At 51.9% G+C, this 24,182-nt stretch carries 22 protein-coding genes, 2 tRNA genes and 2 pseudogenes; 11 read left to right on the forward strand and 15 right to left on the reverse strand.

What is annotated here, in order from left to right:
* The first annotated feature begins 17 nt into the window (after positions 1-17).
* Together ACI2J2_RS07905 and umuD are read left to right on the forward strand one after the other, a co-directional pair.
* The gene (locus ACI2J2_RS07905; protein WP_404759813.1) at positions 18-509 is read left to right on the forward strand and encodes a hypothetical protein; all 492 of its coding nucleotides are present in this window, start codon (positions 18-20) and stop codon (positions 507-509) included.
* A gap of 174 nt (positions 510-683) precedes the next feature.
* Positions 684-1,106, forward strand: coding sequence for a translesion error-prone DNA polymerase V autoproteolytic subunit (umuD, locus tag ACI2J2_RS07910; RefSeq protein ID WP_404760280.1), 423 nt, complete (start codon positions 684-686; stop codon positions 1,104-1,106).
* Positions 1,107-1,297: 191 nt separating this feature from the next.
* Here the strand turns inward: umuD and ACI2J2_RS07915 are convergent, their stop codons facing one another.
* Complete coding sequence (locus ACI2J2_RS07915; protein WP_404759814.1) at positions 1,298-2,914, reverse strand: AAA family ATPase; 1,617 nt, start codon at positions 2,912-2,914, stop codon at positions 1,298-1,300.
* Positions 2,915-3,071: 157 nt separating this feature from the next.
* Here ACI2J2_RS07915 and ACI2J2_RS07920 point away from each other — a divergent pair.
* Positions 3,072-3,137, forward strand: a pseudogene (locus ACI2J2_RS07920) (DUF4113 domain-containing protein); the annotation flags it as partial.
* 50 nt (positions 3,138-3,187) lie between these two features.
* Here ACI2J2_RS07920 and ACI2J2_RS07925 read toward each other — a convergent pair.
* A pseudogene (locus ACI2J2_RS07925) lies at positions 3,188-3,316 on the reverse strand (hypothetical protein); the annotation flags it as partial.
* A gap of 132 nt (positions 3,317-3,448) precedes the next feature.
* On the opposite strand from ACI2J2_RS07925, the gene ACI2J2_RS07930 reads away from it, so the two are divergent.
* Both ACI2J2_RS07930 and ACI2J2_RS07935 read left to right on the forward strand, forming a co-directional pair.
* The gene (locus ACI2J2_RS07930; RefSeq protein ID WP_404759815.1) at positions 3,449-3,724 is read left to right on the forward strand and encodes an excisionase; all 276 of its coding nucleotides are present in this window, start codon (positions 3,449-3,451) and stop codon (positions 3,722-3,724) included.
* Complete coding sequence (locus ACI2J2_RS07935; RefSeq protein ID WP_404759816.1) at positions 3,693-4,778, forward strand: tyrosine-type recombinase/integrase; 1,086 nt, start codon at positions 3,693-3,695, stop codon at positions 4,776-4,778. The genes ACI2J2_RS07930 and ACI2J2_RS07935 overlap by 32 nt, the downstream gene beginning before the upstream one ends.
* 316 nt (positions 4,779-5,094) lie before the next feature.
* On the opposite strand, the gene ACI2J2_RS07940 is transcribed toward ACI2J2_RS07935, so the two are convergent.
* The 4 genes from ACI2J2_RS07940 to ftnA form a co-directional block, all read right to left on the reverse strand.
* Positions 5,095-5,436: a YebY family protein gene (locus ACI2J2_RS07940; protein ID WP_037420318.1), complete on the reverse strand. Its 342-nt coding sequence runs from the start codon at positions 5,434-5,436 to the stop codon at positions 5,095-5,097.
* A 69-nt stretch (positions 5,437-5,505) separates the two neighbouring features.
* Positions 5,506-6,387, reverse strand: coding sequence for a copper homeostasis membrane protein CopD (copD, locus tag ACI2J2_RS07945; protein ID WP_404759817.1), 882 nt, complete (start codon positions 6,385-6,387; stop codon positions 5,506-5,508).
* 3 nt (positions 6,388-6,390) lie between these two features.
* Positions 6,391-6,774: a CopC domain-containing protein YobA gene (gene yobA, locus ACI2J2_RS07950; protein ID WP_404759818.1), complete on the reverse strand. Its 384-nt coding sequence runs from the start codon at positions 6,772-6,774 to the stop codon at positions 6,391-6,393.
* 324 nt (positions 6,775-7,098) lie between these two features.
* Entirely contained in the window at positions 7,099-7,617 is a 519-nt protein-coding gene (ftnA, locus tag ACI2J2_RS07955) for a non-heme ferritin (RefSeq protein WP_209632796.1), read from the reverse strand.
* 373 nt (positions 7,618-7,990) lie between these two features.
* Between ftnA and ACI2J2_RS07960 the strand changes: the two genes are divergently transcribed.
* Complete coding sequence (locus tag ACI2J2_RS07960; RefSeq protein WP_037420309.1) at positions 7,991-8,221, forward strand: DNA polymerase III subunit theta; 231 nt, start codon at positions 7,991-7,993, stop codon at positions 8,219-8,221.
* A gap of 29 nt (positions 8,222-8,250) precedes the next feature.
* Here ACI2J2_RS07960 and pip read toward each other — a convergent pair whose 3' ends face one another.
* Both pip and ACI2J2_RS07970 read right to left on the reverse strand, forming a co-directional pair.
* Positions 8,251-9,204: a prolyl aminopeptidase gene (gene pip, locus ACI2J2_RS07965; RefSeq protein WP_209632795.1), complete on the reverse strand. Its 954-nt coding sequence runs from the start codon at positions 9,202-9,204 to the stop codon at positions 8,251-8,253.
* A gap of 172 nt (positions 9,205-9,376) precedes the next feature.
* Positions 9,377-9,802 carry a TraR/DksA C4-type zinc finger protein gene (locus tag ACI2J2_RS07970; protein ID WP_404759819.1) on the reverse strand — a complete coding sequence of 142 codons (426 nt, stop codon included), beginning with the start codon at positions 9,800-9,802 and terminating at the stop codon, positions 9,377-9,379.
* A gap of 432 nt (positions 9,803-10,234) precedes the next feature.
* Here ACI2J2_RS07970 and exoX point away from each other — a divergent pair, with 432 nt between their 5' ends.
* A complete protein-coding gene (gene exoX / locus ACI2J2_RS07975; protein WP_404759820.1) occupies positions 10,235-10,903 on the forward strand; it encodes an exodeoxyribonuclease X in 669 nt (222 codons plus the stop codon).
* A gap of 33 nt (positions 10,904-10,936) precedes the next feature.
* On the opposite strand, the gene ACI2J2_RS07980 is transcribed toward exoX, so the two are convergent.
* The 6 genes from ACI2J2_RS07980 to ACI2J2_RS08005 all read right to left on the reverse strand — a co-directional run bounded on the left by ACI2J2_RS07980 (position 10,937) and on the right by ACI2J2_RS08005 (position 17,898).
* Positions 10,937-12,970 (reverse strand): S9 family peptidase, encoded by a 2,034-nt coding sequence (locus ACI2J2_RS07980; protein WP_265554911.1) that lies wholly within the window; start codon positions 12,968-12,970, stop codon positions 10,937-10,939.
* A gap of 68 nt (positions 12,971-13,038) precedes the next feature.
* Entirely contained in the window at positions 13,039-13,692 is a 654-nt protein-coding gene (locus ACI2J2_RS07985) for a tellurite resistance TerB family protein (RefSeq protein WP_209632791.1), read from the reverse strand.
* Between the two features lie 178 nt (positions 13,693-13,870).
* Positions 13,871-14,458: a molecular chaperone gene (locus tag ACI2J2_RS07990; RefSeq protein ID WP_404759821.1), complete on the reverse strand. Its 588-nt coding sequence runs from the start codon at positions 14,456-14,458 to the stop codon at positions 13,871-13,873.
* Between the two features lie 42 nt (positions 14,459-14,500).
* Positions 14,501-15,238: a phosphatase gene (locus ACI2J2_RS07995; protein WP_020826369.1), complete on the reverse strand. Its 738-nt coding sequence runs from the start codon at positions 15,236-15,238 to the stop codon at positions 14,501-14,503.
* Between the two features lie 86 nt (positions 15,239-15,324).
* Positions 15,325-16,266, reverse strand: coding sequence for a glyoxylate/hydroxypyruvate reductase GhrA (gene ghrA / locus ACI2J2_RS08000; RefSeq protein ID WP_404759822.1), 942 nt, complete (start codon positions 16,264-16,266; stop codon positions 15,325-15,327).
* Between the two features lie 129 nt (positions 16,267-16,395).
* Complete coding sequence (locus ACI2J2_RS08005) at positions 16,396-17,898, reverse strand: peptide MFS transporter (RefSeq protein ID WP_404759823.1); 1,503 nt, start codon at positions 17,896-17,898, stop codon at positions 16,396-16,398.
* 411 nt (positions 17,899-18,309) lie between these two features.
* Between ACI2J2_RS08005 and ACI2J2_RS08010 the strand changes: the two genes are divergently transcribed.
* Both ACI2J2_RS08010 and ACI2J2_RS08015 read left to right on the forward strand, forming a co-directional pair.
* A tRNA-Ser gene (locus tag ACI2J2_RS08010) sits at positions 18,310-18,399 on the forward strand.
* Positions 18,400-18,789: 390 nt separating this feature from the next.
* Positions 18,790-18,879, forward strand: a tRNA-Ser gene (locus ACI2J2_RS08015).
* Positions 18,880-19,100: 221 nt separating this feature from the next.
* Here ACI2J2_RS08015 and ACI2J2_RS08020 read toward each other — a convergent pair.
* Positions 19,101-19,457 (reverse strand): helix-turn-helix domain-containing protein, encoded by a 357-nt coding sequence (locus tag ACI2J2_RS08020; RefSeq protein WP_037423795.1) that lies wholly within the window; start codon positions 19,455-19,457, stop codon positions 19,101-19,103.
* A 295-nt stretch (positions 19,458-19,752) separates the two neighbouring features.
* Between ACI2J2_RS08020 and ACI2J2_RS08025 the strand changes: the two genes are divergently transcribed.
* A complete protein-coding gene (locus ACI2J2_RS08025; RefSeq protein WP_404759824.1) occupies positions 19,753-20,934 on the forward strand; it encodes an efflux RND transporter periplasmic adaptor subunit in 1,182 nt (393 codons plus the stop codon).
* A gap of 24 nt (positions 20,935-20,958) precedes the next feature.
* Positions 20,959-24,105, forward strand: coding sequence for a multidrug efflux RND transporter permease subunit SdeB (sdeB, locus tag ACI2J2_RS08030; protein ID WP_404759825.1), 3,147 nt, complete (start codon positions 20,959-20,961; stop codon positions 24,103-24,105).
* The last annotated feature ends 77 nt before the right edge of the window (positions 24,106-24,182 follow it).

The raw sequence follows: 24,182 nt of genomic DNA on the forward strand, positions 1-24,182 counted from the left end.
GGGATAAACAACTTAACATGAAAAGATACGAATATATAAACTCAATCGCAAGAGGTGGAGCTCCTCTTAGTGAGGAGTTGTTAGATGCAATTTTTAATTTTACTCTGCTTTTTTCTATGGCAGAACATCGCTTAATGCGTGAAAATGCTAGAACTGGGTTAGCTGGTATTTATGCTAAACGTTTTGTAAGGGGGGCAAATCTTGAGCAAGAAATACGAAAAGTATACAATTATTTTACGAATAGGTATACCGTAGGCGCCTCCCACAAATACAACCTAGATGATCTTTGTCATCACGATAAGAAATCACGTGTTTTCATTGAGCAAACAATACAAAAACAGAATCCTAATGAGCATGAAGTAGCAGAATGTGTCTTCAGAATAATAATTAGGCTCAGGCATAACCTTTTTCACGGGAGAAAATGGACATACAACATTCAGGGTCAGGAGGAAAATTTGTTATCGGCTTGTTACTTGCTCCATAGAATACTCAAAAATATTAATCGATGAAATTATTGGAAGCATCATATCGATGACCTCCTTTGCATACTAAATCTTTTCCGAGAGGATTATCTTGCTCAACAAAGGGATAGCTTTAGATCGTTCTATCCCTCCCTTTCTTTATGGTTGCAACGTCTAAAACGTGATTATACTGTATATAAAAACAGCATAGAGAAATGCACCATAAAACACTTTGTTCCAACACCAACACCCGAGAAACAACTCACTCCGTTCTACTCCGACAAAGTCCCAGCAGGCTTCCCCAGCCCTGCTCAAGACTGCGTGCACGCGCGGATCGACCTCAACGAGTACTGCATAAGTCACCCATCGGCGACCTACTTTTTGATCGCGTCAGGAGAAAGCATGATCGAAGCCGGGATCACTGACGGCTCTATGCTTGTTGTCGTTCGGAGCGTTAGCGCATGTCACGGTGACATCGTGATCGCCAGCATCGCGGGTGAATTCACCGTTAAGCGCTTATGCCTGCATCCGGTCGCTCAGCTTGAGCCCATGAACCCGAAATTCAGCCCTATTCCCCTTCCTGACGGCGGCGAAGATCTGGATATCGTTGGGGTAGTCATTTCAACGTTCACGAGGCTGAAATAATGTATGCCCTGGCCGATGTAAACAGCTTCTATGCGAGTTGTGAAACACTGTTGCCCCCTGGCCTACGAGACCGCCCGTGGTTGCTCTGTCAAATAACGATCTGAGTGATCGGCACTGTAAGTTGGAGATGAGGGGGCGGCAGCAGTAGACTGCGACCGCATTTAAAAAGGTGTGATGACGTGAGTGTTTAATTAACTAGCCTGTACGGGCGGTAGAAATCTTCTGAGTGTTGCACACAAGTCGCGAGCACTTGCCTCATCTCGAAGCATCCGAGTAAGCCATGCCTCAAAGGCAGCCAATCTTGTCTGCTTCAAGTGCTGAGCTGCAAGGGCAAGTAACCCTTTGTTGTCATAAATGGTTAATAAGGTAGGCAAATCCCTATTCTCCAAAGCATCTAGGATCTTTTGATTCGCGACTGCTGCAATACCGTTGATGTCCAAAGCAGAGGTTTGGGTCTCGTACTCTGAAATTATTTCGTTTATGGTTTTGGAATCGGAAAGATCGACCTTTTTCAACACCCTATCTATTCGTCGGCGACAATACCTAGCAACCACATCATCAAGGGCCGTTTGAGAACTCAAACTGTTAAATATTGCGCTCTGTAGATTCGACAATTTATGTTCGAGCTCAGCACCTGCGTAGCCTTCAGTCTGAGCAATAGCACGGCTGACTTCTGGCAGGAGAATAAGATTTTCAATCTCAGATACCGGCAATGGAAAGACACCTAAACTATTCAGATGCTGGATCTCGTTCATCGTGTAGTCATCGGCGTCAACAATTCCCGCACAGGTTACACGAGTGAGTTGTGCGTTCGCACGCATAGTAACTACTGCGTGTAAGACGTGCTCACATGACCCCCTTGGAATTACAGTCCAGTCTGGATAGCAGCACCGATAAATCGCTAAATCTAGACTTGTTCCAGTCCCCTCCACGAATAAAATTGGGCGGCGGCTGCCGAGGATTAGTGTTGTGACTTCTTCGCTGAAGCCTGTGTCCTCTGGCACGCCTTCTATTATCCATGATGGCGTCGGGGCATACGACTTAATTACGTATTTTTGGGCTGACCGGGCTGTGGCGAAGTGCAAGTCATGAGTGATGAATATAAATGCGCAATCCTTTCGCGATGCCTCGATTTCATCCCACAAACTAGAAATTATAGATGGGTGAACGTGCAGTTCCGGCTCATCGATGATAAGAAGAGAATTATCAGCAGCAACTAAGGCTTGTGCGATGAGATAAAAGATTGCACGCTCACCATCACTCATGTCTGAAGCGGGATAGGTTCCAGAACTTTCGATAGCAGATACCTTAATATCATCACCTGTAATAACTAATTGCCTGTGAGGAAGTAAGCGCTGCCAAATGTCCGCAAGAATTTCAAGCTTCGTCGGGATCACTTCCGTGAGTGTGCCTGACCTGCACGTATTGTGCGTATCTAGTGTTTTGACAGACTGATCTGCGAAAAGTACCTGGATCAAACTGTCGAAGTCGTTCAGCATGCCCACCGCTGGTTTTGAGTTAGGCCATCGACTACTCGCTCGGTGTTGAATTGTTGCACCCTCATGATCCCATCCGATTCTGAGTTTTCTGAGTGCCACGGCACCACGGATTTTCGGTACATCCGGATTTAGATTGAGGGCCCGGTGAGCCGAAATACGGTGAGCGTCCAGGCCTGCTGCATCTTCGATAAAGACAGCCAAGCGCGTTTTTCCGGAACCATTCGCCCCTACGAAGACAATAGACGAGCCTGGATCAATTGCTATGGGCATCTGCATATCTGAACCAGGAATTTGAAAACTGAACGTCAAATGAAACTCCTTTTTGATAACGCTAGTCAAATGCAGCAGAGCATTAACTTGCCTCCACTTACTTACCCTACGGATCGCTCTAAGTGCATGCTGTAGGCTCATAGCATGACACCAAGAACCGCCGTACCACAAGCGAACTGCTAATAAATAGTATAATCAACAAGCATGGTCGATGAAGCGTGAATTGCTATCCCCTACATACACAACGCGAGTAATCGATTGACTTCAAGAGATCTGCGCTGTCGTTCCTAATGTTGCCCATAGACTTTGAAACCGGGTGCCGGGTGCTACGTTATAGCGGCCAATAGACACAGTATCCAGAGCATCTGCATACTCGAGCTCTGAAGCCAAATAATCGAGATAGTCAGCCCTCGTTTGTGCTTGGGCAAATCGACCACACATACAAAAACCTCACTGCGATAGTAGGCAAAGTGTAGCCCACACACGTTCGACCATAGCCCCTTCCTAATCACATTAAATAAACCATAATAAGGGCGTAACAGTGTTACGCCCTTCTCTTTTGAGGAGAATATAATGACAACGTTACTCACCCTAGAAGAATGGAGTGAAAAAACCTATGAGAGTAAACAACCATCAATAAAAACATTACGCCGCTGGGCTCGTAGTGGGAACATTTACCCAGCACCGGAAAAGCATGGGCGAGAATACAGGGTGAAACCGAACGCGATTTATATACAACCAAAGTCATTTAATCTTGCCAGAGCATTGCAGAAAACCGGAGCAATAGAAGTTCCACCGCTGATAGAGATAATAATCAATGGCGAAAAGACCAGAAAAGTACGACGCTAACTTACCTAAGAATCTCACTTATCGTAAGAAGTATAAATCGTTCTACTGGCGCCACCCTATCACGCAGCGAGAGCTTCCCTTGGGGCAGATCGCAAGAAAGGACGCCATTGCGCAAGCAATCGAAGCGAACAACTACCTTGAGCAAAACTATCTGCCCAATGCACTCATAGATCGCCTTAAAAGCCGTAAAGACGTTTTAACACTTAATGCGTGGCTAGATAGGTACGAGGTAATACTTATCCGGAGAGAGTTAAAACCAAACACTATAAAAACTCGAACTAACCAGTTAAAAATGATCAGGTCACTAATGGGAAACTTTTTGTTGCCAGAAATAGACACTCGCCAGATAGCTGAGTATTTGGAGTCATTTAACGCACAAGGGAAAAATTCAATGTCAACAGCAATGCGTTCAGTTTTGTCGGATATATTCAGGGAGGCAATCGTGGAGGGTAGAATAAAAACGAACCCAGTGGAAGCAACTCGAGCCCCTCGTATTAAAGTTAAACGAGAACGCCTAAATTATGATGAATACACAAAAATATATTTAGCAGCGAGCGAGCACCCTCAATGGGTGGGATTTGCTATGGATATAGCCCTTATCACCGGCCAAAGGCGAGAGGATGTTGTTCTCATGCGTTTTACTGACATCATCGACGATCGACTGCATGTCGAGCAGGGTAAAACAGGTATGCGCATTGCCATCCCTTTAAGCCTTCGTCTTGAAGCGGCAAATCTTCGCTTGGGGAATGTAATAGAACGCAGCCGAGCCTCGCATTCTTCAAACTACATCATCAATACCACGCGGCGTTCTAAGAACGGTGATACATCGTTACACCCTGACGCTTTAACCAAAGCGTTTGTGAAAGCCAGGAATGCCTCAACGCTGGATCTTGGTGACAATCCACCAACATTTCACGAGATTCGCAGTCTCGCGTCATGGCTATATAGCATGGAAAAAGGAGAAGAGTTTGCGCAGCGCCTATTGGGCCACAAATCAGCTCTCATGACGAAGAAATATCTCGATCCCAGGGGAAAGGAATACGTACTTGTCTAAAAGACCGGATATAGGATTTCGTGGAAATTTCGTGTATTTTCGTGGGTGGGTGTAATTTTACCTTATAAATCAAGCACACAAAAAAAGACCGAATACGATTCCTATATTCGGTCTAGGGAAATGGCTCTTGGGAGAGAGCCGTGCGCTAAAAGTTGGCATTTTGTGCAAAGCTTGTTCAGCCGTGCACTTTAAGAGTAGCTTACCGCGCTATTTTTGCCAGCCAGCACAGGCTCGGTGATAGTTTCATGAAGAAATTAATTCCGCACAATTTTTCACCACAGAGTTGTCTCAAACTAAGCCATTGTGGGATAAGCGATTAGTTAGCGCAGAGCTTCTCGGCACGTTCACGGTACGGCTCAACACTCATTTTCTTACCAGGGTTGGCGGCGTCATCCAGCAGGATGACATCCAGCGGCTGGGCACGCTGCTGCCCTGCTTTCACCTGCGCCTCTGCGGCAGCATTGAGCGGATACTGCATCAGTGTGCTGTTGTTGAGTACGAACAGTGCGCCGCCACTGCGGCATTGAAGCGTCACTTCTTCTTTGGTGAACGCCCACTGCTTACCGTATTCCAGTTTGGTGATGTTAACCAGTTGGTCTGCCGCCAGCGCACCGGTCGCGGTTGCCAGCAGCGTCATGCCAAGTAATACCGATTTCATGTTATGGCCTTAAGGTTGCTATTTGATTCAATTTTCCCGCAGTTGGGGGGCATCCGGCAAGCCGGAATGTTACACCGGCGCATAAGTTGCAAATAAACTCACCAGCAGCAGTACGCCCGCCCCCAAACCCACCTCAGTCCAACAGGCGAGTACCAGCCCACGCTGTGCCAGCCGTGGCATGCTGCTCATCGCTGGGACGATGGCATAGCGGTTAGCCAGTGCGACCATCACCATCAGCGCCACTAATGCGGTTTTGAACAACAGCAGGCGTTGGTATGGGGAGTCCACGTTCAACGGCCAACTGCCGAGAATAATCAAACTGTTAATCACACCGGTTAACACCACTAGCGCTACCGCCAGGTGGCCCCAGCGTGAAAAACGAATTAGCGTGGTGATAGCATCGCTGCGGCTCTGCGGTTGGGCCAGATAACGCAGGCAGACCAACAACGGCAGCAGGCTGCCAAACCAGTAACCGGCGGCCAACAGGTGCAATGCGTGGTTAAAACGGTGCAGGACACCGAGTATTCCCTCATGCATTGCCGCATGGCCGATAAACGCCATGCTAACCAGTAATAATGTAGAAAGCAGTGCCAAGAGTTGTGTACGACGTGGTTCTGCCAGCCACAGGCTCAGCAGTGCCAGTAATGAAATGCCCAGGTGCCAACGCCAGACTTCGCCGAAGGTCGTACCCAGCACCGCCCACCAAACCTCCAGGCGCCAGGTATCGGCCCAACCGTCCCCCATCTGCCCGGCTTGAATAGCCAATAATGCCACGGCGGAAAGCCCGGCAAGCCAGGTGCAAGAGACCAACAAAGGACGCACATCACGGGTGAGATACGGGGAAAGGCGCTGCGGCGACAATAAGGCGGTGAATAGGCTGGTGCCAAACATCAGCATCACCGCCGCAAAGTGCACAAAGCGACACAGGACAAACAGGGTCGCCAGACTCATGGATCAGTTTACGGTGAAGCTGTACTGGCCTTTGGTTTTATGACCGTCGACCGAGACTACGTGCCAATTAACGTTGTATTTACCGGCAGCCAGCTCACCTTCGATAGGCAGGTTAACCTGGGTATTGTTGTTCGCGTCGAGCTGCAATTTACCGGTTTTCACTTCAGTGTTGTTCGGACCGGTGATTTTAATGCCGCTAAAACTAGGCTCAATACCTTCAGAGAAGTTCAGCGTCAGCACTTTCGGTGCCGGACTCACGCTGGCATCTGCTGCCGGTGTTTCAACTTTCAAATGAGCATGTGCTAAAGCCTGCTGTGAAGACAAACCAACAAACAGCACAAAAATGGTGGAAAGCAGGCGATAAGAAGAACGAATTTTACCGATCACAGTGATATCCCTTAAAGCAATAATCGAGGGTAATAAGGGTTAAGGCTAACCGCATGGGCGATGTATCAGCAGCCCCAACCCACCGCAGATGATTGCGCCACGGGTAAACAGAAGAAGAATAGGATTATGATAACCCACTGTTTTAACTCTCTACCATCCCTGTAGCGTATCACGTCAAATGATAACGAGTGCCATTCAGCAAGTCGAGCAGAACACTGGCATTTTGCGATCCAGTAGCACATATCGCTGTAAAGCCACGACAACTACAGGGCATAAAAAAACCGCGCACCGGGCAGACCGGGACGCGGTTTTTAACAACAATAATTAGACCTGGCCGTTACCGTTCTCGCCAGCTGCACCCATTTTCTTCAAATCTTTATCGATGAAGAACAGTGCGTTGCCGCTATTGCCCACCAGCGCCAGTTTATCCAGCACGGATTTGAACAGCTTCTCTTCTTCGTGCTGTTCAGCAACATACCACTGCAGGAAGTTAAAGGTAGAGTAATCATGCGCAGACATTGCCGCGTGCGCCAGCTCGTTGATCTGGCGGGTAATCAGTTGCTCATGCTCGTAAGTTTGCTGGAATACATCAGCCAGGGATGCAAATTCAACGGGCGGGGCAGCAATGGTACCCAGCAGTGGCAAAGCGCCTGTGTCGCTCAGGTATTCGAACAGACGTTGCATGTGCTGCATCTCTTCCTGAGAGTGTTCTTTAAGGAATGCGGCGGCGCCTTCAAAGCCTTTATCGCTGCACCATGCGCTCATTTGCAGGTACAAGTTCGCGGAGTAAAACTCCAGGTTCAGTTGCTCGTTCAGCTTCTTGGTCATTTCAGGCGTCAGCATAATCATTCCTTTATTTTGCAGGTATCAACTTAATTTTTCCGCATTATGCCTTGGTAAAAACAAAATAAAAACACTTGATTTACATCATCAAGGATTTAATTTTAAATTGATTAAAAATCAACGCTTTAATTTATTTCCTGTTATATGTTTAAATTATTATGATAACTATTTACATCCGTACATTTAATCAAAAAACGAATCATTCTTATTTGAAAAAATAAATAGATTGCATTGCCATTGGTGCAATAAATAACCTTCCGTATCCTACGTTATTATCTGCGGATATCCCCCTCTGCGCTTCGGGCTTGCCAAGTGCCTCTCGGTGCATTACCTTCTGCGCTGATCCAATGCGGTAACAAGTAAGGAGAATACGGTGGGTTACAATCTGGCAGAGCTTTCCAAAGAAGAGATGGACAAGGTGAACGTTGATCTCGCGGCGTCTGGCGTGGCGTTCAAAGAACGCTATAACATGCCGGTAATCCCGGAAATGGTCGAACGCGAGCAGCCAGCGCATCTGCGTGACTATTTCCGCGAACGCGTGGCGCACTACCGTGTTGAATCACACAAGTATTCACGTCTGCCGTACGAACCGAAATCCAAATAATAAAGCCCGCCTTTATGGCGGGCTTTTGGTCATTTGCCGGCAAACTTATCGGTCGCCAACATCAGCTGATGCAGGATGCCCGGCTCATCAAAGGAGTGCCCCGCACCCTCGACGATATGCAACTCGGCTTCTGGCCACGCTTTCGCCAGATCCCAGGCGTTTTGCACCTGACAGGCCATATCGTAGCGGCCGTGAATAATCACTGCTGGAATATGGCGGATCAACGGGACGTTACGCAGCAGCTGATCGTCGCTGTCCAGGAAACCCAGATGAGTGAAATAGTGGTTTTCAATGCGGGCAAAGGCCAGCGCAAAGTCATCCTCACCAAAGGAAGCCGACTCACTGCTTGGCAACAAGGTGACGGTCTCCCCTTCCCACACGCTCCACAGCTTGGCCGCCTCAAGTTGGATCTGAGGGTCCGTTGACGTCAGGCGCTGGCGATAAGACGCAATCACGTCCTTGCGCTCTTCCGCTGAAAGAATCGACAGCACGCGTTCCCATTTTTCCGGGAAGAAGCGCGAAGCGCCGTCCTGATAATACCAATGCAGCTCTTGCTTACGCAGGGTGAAGATACCGCGCAGCACCATTTCGCTGACACGCTGTGGATGGCTTTGCGCATAGGCCAAAGCCAGCGTAGAACCCCATGAACCACCAAAGACCAACCATTGATCCACACCGGCCATTTCGCGCAGCCGTTCAATGTCCTGCACCAGATGCCAGGTGGTGTTGTTATCCAGACTGGCATGCGGCTTGGAACGGCCACAGCCGCGCTGATCGAACAGTAACACCTTGTAGCGCTGGGGATCGAACAGCTGGCGGTGATAAGGCGAAATGCCGCCGCCCGGGCCACCATGGATAAAGACCGCTGGCTTGCCGTTCGGGTTTCCGCTCAGCTCCCAGTAGATCCGGTGGCCATCTCCAGTGTCCAGCCAACCGCTGTCATATGCTGCTAACGGCGGGTACAAACCTCGTAATTGTTCCATGGCGCTTCCGTCTCTCAGTGGGTCATCCCCTCATAAAAGCTGAAGCCGCCCATTTGGTCAACGGTAAAACCCGAAAACTCCTACCCTACCCAACAAGTTATGGTTCGTTTGCTTAAAATGAATACGACCTGCCGGCAAAATAACGGCAGGTCGTAGAGAACCAGACGTAAACTTAACCTCTTTTACGCAAATGCGGTTCGCGCATTTCCTGCGCAGTTTTTGCTTCAATGCTTAGTTCCGCTGTTGGCCGCAACAACAAACGTGCCAAACCAATAGGCTCTCCGCTTTCACGGCAATAGCCGTATTCGCCGTTATACAAACGCGTTAGCGCTGCGCTAATTTTCGGCAGCAGACGGCTTTCACGATCCAACTGGCGGAATAACAGCCGCAAATCCTCTTCGCGGGCAGCTTTGTCTGCTTCGTCACCGGACACTTCACCGCTGTCGATATCCCGCTTCAGCGCATCAATGTGCTGCAACAGTTTTTGTTGATCGTCCAGCAAGCGCTGGCGGAAAAATGCCCGCTGCTCCGGATTCATGTAATCAGACTCCGGCATAGCCAAAAGCTGCTGCGGGTTTAACAAGGTCACAACGTTCATTGCGCTCTCCGGTCATTACTTAATTGTTATATTATAACATATCATAATTTTAAAGCAGCCCTTCATCAGAAACAAAATTACGCAGATAAACAACCAATTAGTTAAATCAGCTGCTTTCATGCTTGCATCCATTAGGCATAAGGAGGTTAATGGTTGAGCAACCCACCCAACCATAGGTAACTGAGAGGCCATCATGAGTAAGGGAATGGATAGCAAAAAAAATGCGAAGAAGAAGCCGTTGAAAACCCCCGCAGAGAAACGCGCAGACAAACGCGCTAAGAAAGGCCAGACTTCCGGCGAGTAAGCGAACTTCTAACCGTAGTTAAACCCGCCATGGCGGGTTTTTTATTGCCTGAAACTGCCCCCTTTCAACGGTTGGCATAGCCGCGTCTGGCAGTTAAGCTAAACCTGTGCAGTCACCCTGAGGAAACCATGAATTTACGTGTAATAGACACTGAAACCTGCGGGCTGGAAGGCGGCGTGGTAGAGGTGGCCTCTGTTGATCTGATCGACGGACAAATCGCCAACCCAATGAGTGACCTGGTCAGCCCCGACCGCCCCATTAGCATTGATGCAATGGCCATTCACCATATCACCGAGCAAATGGTTGAAGGGAAACCGCGTATCGCAGTGGCAATCGGGCGCTATTTGGGCAGTTCCTACTATGTTGCGCACAATGCGGCTTTTGATCGCGGCGTACTGCCGGAAATGAACGGTGCCTGGATATGCACCATGAAGCTGGCGCGGACTCTGTACCCAGACATCAAATACGGCAACCAATATCTGCGCTATGCGCTGAACCTGGACGTGCAACTGCCGCAAGACACCACATTGTACCCACATCGGGCACTGTATGATTGTTATGTGACCGCCGCATTGCTGCAATGCATTATCAAGGATTCAGGTTGGACGCCGGAGCAAATGGCGCAAATCACTGAACAGCCGGTGCTGCTAAAGAAATTTAAGTTCGGTAAGTATCGTGGGCAGGAAATAGACAGGATCGCGCAGGAAGATCCAGGCTATTTGCGCTGGATGCTGAAATCCATCGAAGATCTCAGCCCAGACATGAAGCACACGCTGAAATACTATCTGATCGGCTGAAAAAACGGGCAGCACTCGCTGCCCGCCTGAAGGTTACTCCGCCAACGCCAGAATAAAGGCGTATTCCAGCGCAATGTCTTCATAGGCCTTGAAACGCCCAGACTTGCCGCCGTGCCCTGAATCCATATCGGTATACAGCAACAACTGGCGATCGTCGGTCTTTAGATCGCGCAGCTTGGCAACCCACTTGGCCGGCTCCCAATACTGTACCTGGGAATCATGTAGCCCAGTGGTGACCAGCATATGCGGATAATCCTGCGCCTTCACTTGATCGTACGGGCTGTATTGCTTGATATAGTCGTAATACGCGGGTTCATTTGGGTTGCCCCATTCGTCGTATTCCCCGGTCGTCAGCGGAATAGATTCGTCCAGCATCGTGGTAACCACGTCGACAAACGGCACCTGCGCCACAATGCCATTAAACAACTGGGGCGCCTGATTGATCACTGCACCCATCAACAATCCACCCGCACTGCCGCCCATGGCGAACACCCGTTTAGCGTCACCGTAACCTTGGGCGATCAACGTTTCTGTCACGTCGATAAAATCGTTAAAGGTATTCTGCTTTTTGAACAGTTTGCCGTCTTCATACCACAATTGCCCCAGTTCCCCACCACCGCGAATATGTGCCAGAACAAAGACAAAACCGCGGTCCAACAGGCTTAACCGGCTGGCGCTGAAGGCGGGATCCATGCTGCTGCCGTATGAGCCGTAGCCATACACCATCAGTGGGTTGCTACCATGTACAAAGCTATCGTGGCGATAAACCAGTGAAACCGGCACGTCAACACCATCACGCGCCTTCACCCATAGCCGCTCACTGCGGTAATTTTCCGGGGTGAAGTTTTTCACTTCCTGCTGTTTGAGCATCACGCGCTCACCGTTGTCGAGATTGAGCTCATACAACGTGGTCGGTGTGGTCATCGAAGAGTAGCCATAACGCAACAGCTCGGTTTCTGGCTCAGGGTTGTACGCCAACCAGGTTGTGTAGGTCGGGTCGTCGAAGGCAATACGTTTCTCTTCACCGCTCTGCCAGTGAATTTGGCGCAGTTGGGTCAGGCCCTCGCTACGCTCCTCCACCACCAGCCAGTCACGGAACAGGCTAAAGCCTTCCAACATCACTTCAATGCGTGGGGCAATCAGCGTCTGCCACTGCGCTTCGTCTGCCTGTTCGCTTTGATACAGACCGAAGTTTTTGCCGTCCTTGTTAGAACGGATATAGAAATGCTGGTGATAGTGATCGATACCGTATTCATGATCCTTACGGCGCGGCACAAACACCTGCGGTGTGCTGTCGGCGCGATCGGCGTCCAACAACAGGATTTCCGAAGTGGTGGTACTGCTGAGGTGGATTAAAATAAAACGTTCGGAGGTGGTTTTTTCCAGCCCGACGTAGAAGGTGTCATCCAGCTCTTCGTAGATCAGCGTGTCATGCTGTGGATCCGTACCAACCACATGACGATAGACCTGGTAAGGCAACAGCGTTTTGGCATGTTTACGCACGTAATACAGGGTGGACGAGTCGTTGGCCCATTCAAAGCTACCGGACGTGTTTTCCAACACTTCGTCAGCCCAAGTATCGTTGCTGAGGTTTTTGAAACGAATGTCGTACTGTCGACGAGAGAGAAAATCTTCTGCAACCGCCAGCTGTTGGTTGTCAGGGCTGACTTCCAGCCCACCTAAGGTATAAAACTCGCGCTGCTCGGCACGCTGATTACCGTCAATCAGCGTATCCCAATGTGTGTTTTCTGCCTCGGGCTGACGGACGTAAATGGCATATTCATTGCCGGGTTCGAAACGCGTCTGATAGCGGTAGCCGTGTCTGACGTAAGGCACCGAATGTTCCTGCTGAGGAATACGTGCCACCATCTCTTCATACAACGTTTCGCGTAACGCCTGTTGCGGTTTCAATGCCGCATCAGTAAAGGCATTTTCCGCCTGCAGATAATCCAGCACCTGCGGGTCTGCGCGCTCATCGTCGCGCAGCCAATAATAGTCATCAACACGCGTGTCGCCGTGCGTAGTGATAGGATAAGGACGTTTCTCTGCCTTAGGGGGTGTCATCATTGCTAAATCATCCGCTTACCTTGATTACGGCAAGAGTGACACGATTCCCCCCGGCTTGCCAAGCGGCGCTATGCCAGCTCGCGTTTTTTCTCATTCACGTCGTTTTCAATGCCCTGCTTAACATCCGCCGGGATCTTCAACGACTGCGCCAAAGCGTCAAGATAACCGCGCTCCATAAAGTGATCGACGTCGATCACCATGCAGCTCAGGTAATACACTTCTAGTGCTTCGTCTTCATTTTTCACGCTTTGGGCGATCAGGTCCGGGTTCAGCGGTTGATCGATAGCTTCTTGCACCCATTTTTGCGCTTCTTCGCCTACCTGCAATTGTTCCAGGCTGTGATCGATGGCGAGTTTTTCTTCCGCATCAATATGGCCATCACTCTTGGCGGCAAATACTAAGGCTTGCACCAAACGCTTGGCGCGCAAGTCCACCGGCGTGGTCTGCAAACCAAACTGCGGTTCACTCTGATGCGTTTCTTTCACCCGCTGTTTGTATTTATTCCACAGCACCGCCCCCACCGCTGCGCTGCCGCCAATAATCAACGCGTTCTTGCCGAATTTCCCCACCAGCTTGCGTGAAGACTTATTCGCCAATAAGACACCGACAAGGCCCCCCAACGCGGTTGGGGCCAGCAGTTTGCCGATACCTTCTGACCCGCCAATTGAACCGGCCTTTTGCCCAATCATCGATTGGATCTGTTGCATCCAGTTATTTTTCATGATCACCCCTTTGCATAGGAAACGAGGCACAGGCATACGAAGCCCAGACCGCCGGTAAACCGTCAGATTAGGGGATTTTTTGTCAATTTACGTATGGGGGATGAAAACCTGTGTAGCAAGACATTGGCGAGGGAGGAAAAGCCGGCTTCACCCTTAAGTGCAAGCCGGCCAGCGGGTGTTAAGGCTGTTCGTCCTCTTCACCCGGCTGCTCGTCTTCCTGTTCGTATTCTGCCAGTTCGTCACGCATTGCCTGGATAGACTCGCGAGCCAACAGCGACAACGTCCGGTAAAAACCGGTGGTGGCATGAGCTTCTACTTTGCCGAGGAAACGACCGCACCACGGCAACAGGTACTCGTCAAACAACGTGATTTGCGCCTGCACTTCGTCTTCCTGTGACTGATCTTCCAACCAGGAAGCCACCAACAGCAAAGAACCAAAATGATCAGCGGGTGCTTCGCTCAGCGGCATACCGCGTTGCTGCAAGAATGTACGCACTTCTGCTTCAGACGCCCCTTCAACATAGGCAGAGCGGTAAGGCGAGACACTGCATTCACTGCCGACAAACATCGCGTTGAAATCAGTGGACAGTTGATTGACATCGCAACCTTGTTGCAGACGTACCAGCAATTCATCCTGCTCCAACGGCCAGTGTTGTTTCAGTTTGCCTTCTTTGATCAGCGTGAACAGCGGCACCAACAGCGGATCCTGCGGCTGACGGTAAAACAGCGTACCCAGCACGCGGCAAACAACGGAAAACTCATTCATGATAATGCCTTATACAATACGGAAAAATTTGCCGGGACGATGTCACAAATCGGCCAGTTCCGCAATCGCCGGCTTGCCACGCCGCTCGAGAAAGTCCAACAGACGCCGTGGGCTGACGTTAAGGATACGTTCCTGCGGGAATTCCACCTCAGCAATAATGCGCTCGCAGTGTTCAAAACCGCCGAGCGAGAAAGCAATGTGTGAATCCGAGCCTAACGCCAGCCAGCCTCCGGCATCACGCACCGCGGCTGCAATCGCACGGCAGTTGTCTTCGCTGCCCTTGCGCGAATGGGTGAACGACGAGTTATTCAGCTCAAGCGCCACGTCGTACTTCGCCGCCGCCGCCGCCACCGCCGCAATATCAATCGGGTATCTTGGGTTACCGGGGTGGCTGATAATATGCACATCTCCCTGTGCCATCGCAGCAATCATCGCTTCGGTATTGGCCGCTTTATCCTGCGGTGCGAACACCGGCTCGTGAAAACCGGCGATAATCACGTCGATTTTATCCAGCATCGGACCGGTACAGTCGATATCGCCCTGCAGGTTTTTGATGTTGGCCTCGATACCGCGCAGTATGCCCACGCCATCCACCAGACGCGGCCACACGTGCATGTTCATAAAGTGCCAATAATGCGGCGCATCGGCCATATCCGGGCCGTGATCGGTGATGGCGAAAAGTTTGATGCCCTTTTGCTGGGCTTCGACGATGTAATCATGCAGCGTGCTGTAGGCGTGGGTGCTGGCGACGGTGTGCATATGTAAATCAACGGGGTACATTGCTTCTCCTTCTGGGCGGCCTGCCTGGAGTACAACAGCAGGCAGCGGTTTCTTATATTTAGCTTAGCAGGTGCATCACCGAAAGATCAGTAGCCACGTTCCACATCCACCAACCCGGCAGGCACTTGCCCGGCCTCAAGCGCGAGGATGTTTGCCGCTATCTGATCCATTGCCACTTCCGGCAACGTGATGGCAGCAATATGCGGGGTAATGGTGACACGCGGATGACGCCAGAACGGATGCGTCTGTGGCAGTGGCTCGTTGACGAACACATCCAGCGTAGCGGCGGCCAGTTGACCTTGCTCCAGCGCCTGCAACAAATCATCTTCAACCAGATGCGCACCGCGAGCCAGGTTAATCAAATAAGCCCCTGGAGCCAAGTGCGCGAACAGTTGTTGATTGAGGATCCCGGCGGTCTCCGGCGTATTGGGCAAGAGATTGATCAGCAATTGCACACCCTCTAAAAACGCGGCGCGCTGCTCTGCTCCAGCAAAGCTCTGCACGCCGTCGATCTGTTTTGGGCTGCGGCTCCAGCTACGCACGTTAAAACCAAACGCCGTCAGCTTCTGCGCCACGCTTTTCCCCAACACCCCGGCACCGAGGATGCCAATAGTGAAGTGATCCTGTTGATGAGGATCGAGCGGCCGCCACTCCTGCTGCTGCTGCAGCAATTGATACTCGTCAAAACGGCGGAAATAACGCAACACGTAACTCAGTGCATATTCCTGCATCTGTTGTGCCATGCCGGTATCCTCAAGACGCACCAGCGGCACACCTGCCGGCAGAGTACCGGGATGCTGGCGCTCTTGATCCAAGATAGCGTCGACGCCCGCTCCCAGTGCAAAGACCCCTTTTAGGGCTCCACGGTGAGCCAACATCTCGTGCGGCGGTCGCCACACCAATGCGTAATCCGCCGGGCGATCGTCGCCCGGTTGCCAGGCGCGCACCCTCGCCTGCGGCAAACGTTGCGATATACCTGCTATCCATTCCTGGGCATTAAAGAAAGGGTGATAAAAAAGGATGTCCATCTGCACAGCTCCTGTCTGTTTTTATGTATTTGCAACCAGACTTCCGCGATTCGCTGCCAGATGCAAGTGTTAAAGCCCAAAATGAAAACAGCCCCGACCAGTGGGGCTGTTTTTTTAGACTGCGGGATCTCAGGCTGCAACAGGAGCGTCGTGCCGTATTAACCGCCGTAACAGTGGGATCAAGATTAACATCACCACCCCAACGCCTGAGGCTCCCCAACCCAACGCGCTGAACACCTCGCTGTAACCGGGGTTGGTCAGCGCAGGGGTGCTGCCACTGTTCTCAGGCATTAGTCCGGAGACGTAACCAGCCAATACCGAGGCAACGCCGGTAACCATCATCCAGCATCCCATCATTACGCCCTGATAACGCGGTGGCGCCAGTTTGCCGATCATCGCGTAGCCGATCGGTGAAATCATCAGTTCGCCAATGCTCTGCAACACATAGCTGATGACAATCCATTTAAACGCCACCAACCCATCACCACCGGCCAGGCTGATGCCTAGCGGCAGCACCAGCATGCCCAGCCCGATGCAGAACAGCGAACCGGAGAACTGCATTGGGATATCAATCTTGCAACCACGTGCTCGCAGGCGATTAAACCACCAGGCCATCAAGGGTCCGCCCACCACGATCACCAGCGTATTGATGTTCTGAATCCACTGAGGTGCCACCTGAATACCATAAACGTTCAGGTTGATATTGTGTTCGGAGAACAGCATTAACCCCATCGGGGCCAACTGATACAGCGCCCAAAAGACCAGAGAACCCAGCGCCAAAATGAGATACGCAGTCATCCGACGACGTTCATCACGCGGATGATGACGTAACGTAACCACACACAGCATCAGGAAAATCAACGCACCGAGGCCAATAACAAAATGACCACTGAACTCCGCATGGGTCAGCATTACGCGGATGATCGGCACCAGCAGCACCAACACGGCTAACCCGACCAACATGCGCCAGCGGTACTGTGAACGAGTGGCATCGTGCAGTGGCGTGTTGAGATCGGCCAGGATGCGCCAGCGGCTGACGGCAACGATAATCGCCGCCGCATTACCCAGGGTAGCAAACAGGAACAGCGCGCGATAATTTTCGGTCAGTTGGAAATAGCCGGCTACGGTAAAGCCGACAAAGAACCCCAGGTTCATCCCGGCGTAGTTCCACAAAAAGGCCGCTTCACGTCGATCGTCGTCCGGCTTAAAGCGCTGGGTCAACATCATATTAATGCAAGTGACGTTCAGCCCGCTGCCGGTCAGGAACATCGCCAATCCCCAGTAAAGGCCCCAGACGCCTGCCACTGCGATCAACGCGCAGCCGATCACCTGTAGCACCATACCCAACACGAATAAGTTGCGGTTACTGAGGAAACGCCCGCCCAGGTAGCCCCCAAACATATGCAACCCATAGTTGAACGCACCAAATACGCCCATCATGGCGTTGGCGTTGCCTTCGCTGAAACCCAGACGCTTGGTGGCATAAAGCACCAGCGTGGAGTACAACACGGCAAAACCCAGCGTGGCGAAGATTTGGATAAAAAACAGTGCCCCGGCACCCGGGGGGATGGCATGACGCTGCGGCGCCGCCGTTGTGGAGTCCGATGAAGTCAAAGTGAACCTCTGCTGCATTATTATTTGATAGATCAGTCCCTGTCTGTGTTATCGCCAGTGCAATGCCCGGCAACCTGCGCGGGGTGTGATATTCCTTGCCAAAACCCCACGTCAGCACCCTTCCATTTAGCGACACATATGACTAATAATCCAGTATTAATGCATATATCAGCACCAGAGCCAATGCCATTGCTGGTATATTGAGCTAACCCACAGTGAAATGTACAAATAATAGTCTTAAAGATAATTTAGCCCCGGAATCATCTTGAAAATCTGCGCCATCCGGCTGTCTATCGCTCGGGAAATCAGCAAATTGCTGCAAGTTTAGCTAAACAGTCATGGTTATGTCACAAGAGGGTTGACGCTGGGATCAGATTCTCCTACATTAGCGCCCGTCGACAACGCAATGCGTTAGCGATGAAGTAAAACGGTGAGGTGTCTGAGTGGCTGAAGGAGCACGCCTGGAAAGTGTGTATACGCGAAAGTGTATCGAGGGTTCGAACCCCTCTCTCACCGCCATATTTTAAAGAGAAAGCCTGAACGAAAGTTCAGGCTTTTTTTTGCATGTTATACAGACCGAGAGGGGCGAGAACCCTCGACCGGGTCCGACAAAACACATGCGTTTTGGACCGCCAAAGGCGGCCCGCAGGGTGAGCGTAGCGAATCAAGCCCTCTCTCACCGTGCTAATCTAAAGAGAAAGCCTGAACGAAAGTTCAGGCTTTTTTGTTGTCTGCATTACATGGAATTCTGACGGAGGATCCTCCGCCCATGCGGTTTGCCGCAGTTTTCAGCAAAGCGAACACAGGTTAAGCAGACGCGCCGAATCGCAGAAATTCTTCTTGACCGGATCGCTCGCTCTCCCTATAGTACCGCCCCGTTGCAGCAGTGAGTACGCAACGACAAAATACGGTGAGGTGTCTGAGTGGCTGAAGGAGCACGCCTGGAAAGTGTGTATACGCGTAAGTGTATCGAGGGTTCGAACCCCTCCCTCACCGCCATATTTTAAAGAAAGAGCCTGGATTAACGTCCAGGCTTTTTTTTGCATGTTATACGGGCAGGAGGGGCGAGAACCCTCGACCGGGTTCGACAAAACGCATGCGTTTTGGACCGCCAAAGGCGGCCCGCAGGGTGAGCGCAGCGAATCAAGCCCTCCCTCACCGCCATCTCTTAAAGAAAGAGCCTGGACGCAAGTTCAGGCTCATTTTGTCTGCAATCCGCCTCAGTGCGTGCGGCTAGCCGCCATAGATGGCTGCATCACGGCACGGCGCCAGTCACCCGGTGTTTGCCCGTAGTGGCGTTTAAAACTGCGATTGAAAGATTGTTGCGAGTCGAAGCCGAGTGAAATCGCCACGCTGACGATCGGCTCCCCGCTGTTAGCCAGACGCTCTGCCGAGACCCTCAGCTTCTGCATACGGATATATTCCCCCAGCGCATAGCCGGTTTGGCGTTTGAACATTCGCTGCAAATGCCATTTGGAATACCCGGCGCGGCCCGCCACAGTATTGATATCCAGCTTCTCTTCCAGATTGTTATCAATCCACTCAATCAAATCCGTAATAAAACCCGTGCTGTTCATGCTGACGCTCCCATGACATTGGCAGGTAGATCCGCTGCCCGATATGGATACGTTGCAGCAGTTTCGCACTAAATGCAATTTTTATTATTGCATTTAACGAAGGGGCACTTCTATAATCCAGCCAATTAATGTACCCGATATTAATACATTAATGTGACAACAATGTGTTTCAAAACCTAACCGTTGTACCGAGGACGGGTGCAACTGCTCTGCCGCCGGTCTCAGGCCAGGACGTTACCCGGATAACAGGGCCGGGTGTGTGGCCTGATCGCACTTACTACTGGAAATAAAAATAATGCCAAGCCAGCCTGCTTCATCGCTCCATCCCCGCAGCCCTCAGCGCGGTTTCGGTTTCAGCGCACATCTATCAGCCGTTGCGCTGATGGCTGCACTGCTGGCCGGATGTGATAACAGCGTCGCTCACAATGCGGCTCCCCCACCACCGGCCGTCAGCACTGCCGACGTGGTAATAAAGCCCATCAGCCAGTGGGATGCTTTTAACGGCCGGATCGAGGCGGTGCAAAGTGTACAGCTGCGACCACGTGTCTCTGGCTACATCGACAAGGTTAATTACACCGAAGGCGATGAAGTGAAAAAAGGCCAGGTGCTATTCACCATTGACGATCGCACCTACCGCGCTGCACGTGAACAAGCCCAGGCCGAGCTTGTGCGAGCACGTAACCAAGCCGCGCTGGCACGCAGCGAATCCGGCCGCACCGAAAAACTGATTGGCAGCCAAGCGATTTCGACTGAAGTGTGGGAACAACGCAAAGCCTCCGCCGCTCAAGCACAAAGCAACGTATTAGCGGCACAGGCGCAGTTCGATATGGCACAGCTGAACCTCGACTTTACCCGAGTGATAGCGCCCATCGACGGCCGTGCCAGTCGCGCGATGATCACCGCAGGTAATCTGGTCACCGCAGGCGACAGTGCCAGCGTACTCACGACATTGGTGTCACTCGATAAGGTCTATGTCTATTTCGACGTGGATGAAGCGACGTTTCTGCGTTACCAGAATGATGGCCGACGCGCGGAAAAACTGCCGGTGAAGGTCGGGTTGGTGGGCGAGGACGGCTATCCGCATCAAGGAACCGTTGATTTCACCGACAACCAGCTTAATGCCGGTACCGGCACCATCCGTATGCGCGCCCTGCTGGAAAACGCCGAACGCCGCTTTACCCCTGGGCTGTTTGCACGCGTACAGATGCCCGGCAGTGCCGAGTTCAACGCCATGCTGATTAACGACAAATCGGTGATGACCGACCAAGACCGCAAGTTTGTTTATATCGTCGATAAAGACGGTAAAGCACAGCGTCGCGATATTGAAATCGGTCGGGTCGCTGACGGACTGCGCATTGTACAAAAGGGCCTGTCTGCAGGTGACCGGGTCATTGTCGACGGCATGCAAAAAGTGTTTATGCCGGGTATGCCGGTCGATGCAAAAACTGTGGCGATCAACGCCTCCGCGCTTAACTAAGCCCCCAGCAGAGGATCCTGAGCCATGGACTTTTCCCGTTTTTTCATTGATAGACCGATTTTTGCGGCGGTGCTGTCGATCCTGATTTTTGTCGGCGGCGTTATCGCTATCCCTCTGCTGCCGATCAGTGAATACCCGGATGTCGTGCCCCCAAGCGTGCAGGTACGTGCCCAATACCCCGGCGCCAACCCGAAAGAGATCGCCGAAACCGTCGCCACCCCACTGGAAGAGGCGATCAACGGCGTCGAAAACATGATGTACATGAAGTCAGTGGCAGGGTCAGACGGCGTTCTGGTCACCACAGTGACTTTCCGCCCAGGAACCGATCCGGACCAGGCACAGGTACAGGTACAAAACCGTGTGGCGCAGGCCGAAGCGCGCTTGCCGGAAGACGTGCGTCGCCAAGGGGTAACCACCCAGAAACAGTCACCGGCTCTGACGCTCGTGGTGCATCTGGTCTCCCCTTCCGGCAAATACGATTCGCTCTACCTGCGCAACTACGCCACGTTGAAGGTCAAGGATGAACTGGCCCGTTTACCGGGGATCGGGCAGGTGCAGATTTTCGGCGCGGGTGAATACGCCATGCGCATCTGGTTGGATCCAAACAAAGTCGCTTCGCGCGGGCTGACAGCGTCTGACGTGGTCACCGCCATGCAAGAGCAAAACGTGCAGGTTTCCGCGGGTCAACTGGGTGCAGAACCTATGCCGACTCGCAGCGACTATTTGCTCTCGATTAATGCGCAAGGCCGCCTGCAGACCGAAGAAGAGTTCGGCAATATTATCCTCAAGAACGGCGATAACGGCGAAGTGGTTCGTCTGCGCGACGTGGCGCGCATTGAGATGGGTTCAGGCAGCTACGCGCTACGTGCTCAGTTGAATAATAAAGACGCTGTCGGGATCGGCATCTTCCAGGCTCCGGGAGCTAATGCCATCGAATTGTCCAATGCGGTGCGAGCCAAAATGGCCGAACTGTCGACCCGTTTCCCTGAAGGGATGAGCTGGCAATCACCGTATGACCCCACCGTGTTCGTGCGTGATTCAATAAGCTCAGTGATAGATACCCTGCTCGAAGCGGTGTTGCTGGTGGTGCTGGTGGTGATTCTCTTCCTGCAAACCTGGCGAGCATCCATTATTCCACTGCTGGCGGTACCCATTTCTATCGTCGGTACCTTCGCCGCGCTTTATCTGTTGGGCTTCTCGCTCAACACCCTGAGCCTGTTCGGGCTGGTCCTGGCTATCGGCATCGTGGTCGATGACGCCATCGTGGTCGTGGAAAACGTCGAGCGTAATATCGAAGAAGGCTTATCGCCGCTTGCAGCAGCGCATCAGGCAATGCGTGAAGTATCCGGCCCGATTATTGCGATTGCCGTCGTTCTGTGCGCCGTATTCGTGCCGATGGCATTCCTGTCTGGCGTCACCGGGCAGTTCTATAAACAGTTCGCTGTCACTATCGCCATTTCAACCGTGATCTCGGCGATCAACTCGCTGACCCTGTCGCCAGCTTTGGCAGCGCTGCTGCTGAAGCCGCACGGTGCGCCGAAAGACATGCCGTCGCGCCTGATCGATCGGCTGTTTGGTTGGCTGTTCCGTCCTTTTAACCGCTTCTTTGCCAATAGTTCACAGCGGTATCAACGTGGCGTTTCACGTGCGCTGGGCAAACGTGGCGCGGTATTTGTGGTGTATGTGCTGTTGTTGTGTGCTGCTGGGGTCATGTTTAAAACTGTGCCCGGCGGCTTTATTCCGACTCAGGATAAGCTTTATCTGATTGGCGGGGTGAAAATGCCGGAGGGAGCGTCACTGGAACGTACTGATGCCGTGATTCGCAAAATGAGCGCCATTGGCCTGAGTGTTGACGGAGTAACGGACGCGGTGTCATTCCCAGGGCTCAATGCGTTGCAGTTTACCAATACGCCTAACACCGGCACCGTATTCTTTGCACTGGAGTCATTAAGCACCCGAACGCGGAGTGCTGCGCAGATTAATGCCGAGATTAACGCCAAGATCTCGCAGATCCAGGAAGGGTTTGCGTTCTCCATTATGCCGCCGCCGATCCTCGGTATTGGTCAGGGTTCGGGTTACTCGCTGTATATTCAGGACCGTGCCGGTCTGGGGTATGGGGCTTTGCAAACCGCGGTTAATACGATGTCAGGCGCGATCATGCAAACACCGGGCATGGGGTTCCCGATCTCGTCTTATCAGGCCAACGTTCCACAGCTGGATGCGAAAATTGACCGTGATAAAGCCAAAGCCCAAGGGGTTCCACTCAACGCCTTGTTCAGCACACTGCAAACCTATCTCGGCTCGTCTTATATCAATGACTTCAACCGTTACGGCCGTACCTGGAAAGTTATGGCGCAGGCTGACGGTCAGTTCCGCGACAGCGTGGAAGACATTGCCAACCTCCGCACCCGTAACGACAAGGGCGAAATGGTGCCCATCGGCAGTATGGTCAGCATCAGCACCACTTACGGCCCTGATCCGGTGATCCGTTACAACGGCTTCCCGGCGGCAGATCTGATTGGTGACGCCGATCCGCGCGTGCTGTCTTCTTCACAGGCGATGAGTGAATTAACCGTGATGGCTAACAAACTCCTGCCGAACGGCATGAATATTCAGTGGACCGATCTGAGCTATCAGCAGTCTACTCAGGGTAATTCGGCGATCATTGTCTTCCCGGTGGCCGTGCTGTTGGCTTTCCTGGCGCTGGCGGCGCTGTATGAAAGCTGGACGTTGCCATTGGCGGTGATCCTGATCGTCCCCATGACCATGCTGTCGGCGCTGTTCGGCGTCTGGCTTACCGGTGGCGACAATAACGTTTTCGTCCAGGTGGGGTTAGTCGTATTGATGGGGCTGGCCTGTAAAAACGCCATTTTGATCGTCGAGTTCGCCCGCGAGCTGGAGCTGCAAGGCAAAAGCATTATGGAGGCGGCGCTGGAAGCCTGCCGCCTGCGACTGCGGCCGATCGTCATGACCTCCATCGCCTTTATCGCCGGGACTATCCCGCTGATCATGGGACACGGAGCCGGTGCTGAAGTCCGTGGCGTCACCGGTATCACGGTATTTTCCGGCATGCTGGGCGTCACGTTGTTCGGGCTGTTCCTGACCCCGGTGTTCTACGTTACGTTGCGCCGTATGGTGACGCGTAAGACACGGCAACAAGCGGCAGGCTAATTCTCCAGCCGCTACCATAAAAAAAGCCCGGTTTAAAAAAACGGGCTTTTTTTGTCTTATTTTTTATACCGCGTATA

It is taken from the genome of Serratia sp. NPDC087055 (assembly GCF_044900985.1).
In the GTDB taxonomy this organism is placed as follows: Bacteria; Pseudomonadota; Gammaproteobacteria; order Enterobacterales; family Enterobacteriaceae; genus Serratia.

What these genes read in the sequence shown, in the direction of transcription:
- ACI2J2_RS07985 (WP_209632791.1), bottom strand. Translation starts at nt 13,692, where the DNA reads ATGAAAAATAACTGGATGCAACAGATCCAATCGATGATTGGGCAAAAG.
- ACI2J2_RS07980 (WP_265554911.1), bottom strand. Translation starts at nt 12,970, where the DNA reads ATGATGACACCCCCTAAGGCAGAGAAACGTCCTTATCCTATCACTACG.
- ACI2J2_RS07995 (WP_020826369.1), bottom strand. Translation starts at nt 15,238, where the DNA reads ATGTACCCCGTTGATTTACATATGCACACCGTCGCCAGCACCCACGCC.
- ACI2J2_RS07930 (WP_404759815.1), top strand. Translation starts at nt 3,449, where the DNA reads ATGACAACGTTACTCACCCTAGAAGAATGGAGTGAAAAAACCTATGAG.
- copD (WP_404759817.1), bottom strand. Translation starts at nt 6,387, where the DNA reads ATGAGTCTGGCGACCCTGTTTGTCCTGTGTCGCTTTGTGCACTTTGCG.
- ACI2J2_RS08005 (WP_404759823.1), bottom strand. Translation starts at nt 17,898, where the DNA reads ATGCAGCAGAGGTTCACTTTGACTTCATCGGACTCCACAACGGCGGCG.
- ACI2J2_RS07905 (WP_404759813.1), top strand. Translation starts at nt 18, where the DNA reads ATGAAAAGATACGAATATATAAACTCAATCGCAAGAGGTGGAGCTCCT.
- pip (WP_209632795.1), bottom strand. Translation starts at nt 9,204, where the DNA reads ATGGAACAATTACGAGGTTTGTACCCGCCGTTAGCAGCATATGACAGC.
- sdeB (WP_404759825.1), top strand. Translation starts at nt 20,959, where the DNA reads ATGGACTTTTCCCGTTTTTTCATTGATAGACCGATTTTTGCGGCGGTG.
- ACI2J2_RS07970 (WP_404759819.1), bottom strand. Translation starts at nt 9,802, where the DNA reads ATGAACGTTGTGACCTTGTTAAACCCGCAGCAGCTTTTGGCTATGCCG.
- ghrA (WP_404759822.1), bottom strand. Translation starts at nt 16,266, where the DNA reads ATGGACATCCTTTTTTATCACCCTTTCTTTAATGCCCAGGAATGGATA.
- ACI2J2_RS07990 (WP_404759821.1), bottom strand. Translation starts at nt 14,458, where the DNA reads ATGAATGAGTTTTCCGTTGTTTGCCGCGTGCTGGGTACGCTGTTTTAC.
- exoX (WP_404759820.1), top strand. Translation starts at nt 10,235, where the DNA reads ATGAATTTACGTGTAATAGACACTGAAACCTGCGGGCTGGAAGGCGGC.
- ftnA (WP_209632796.1), bottom strand. Translation starts at nt 7,617, where the DNA reads ATGCTGACGCCTGAAATGACCAAGAAGCTGAACGAGCAACTGAACCTG.
- ACI2J2_RS08020 (WP_037423795.1), bottom strand. Translation starts at nt 19,457, where the DNA reads ATGAACAGCACGGGTTTTATTACGGATTTGATTGAGTGGATTGATAAC.
- ACI2J2_RS07935 (WP_404759816.1), top strand. Translation starts at nt 3,693, where the DNA reads ATGGCGAAAAGACCAGAAAAGTACGACGCTAACTTACCTAAGAATCTC.
- ACI2J2_RS07940 (WP_037420318.1), bottom strand. Translation starts at nt 5,436, where the DNA reads ATGAAATCGGTATTACTTGGCATGACGCTGCTGGCAACCGCGACCGGT.
- ACI2J2_RS08025 (WP_404759824.1), top strand. Translation starts at nt 19,753, where the DNA reads ATGCCAAGCCAGCCTGCTTCATCGCTCCATCCCCGCAGCCCTCAGCGC.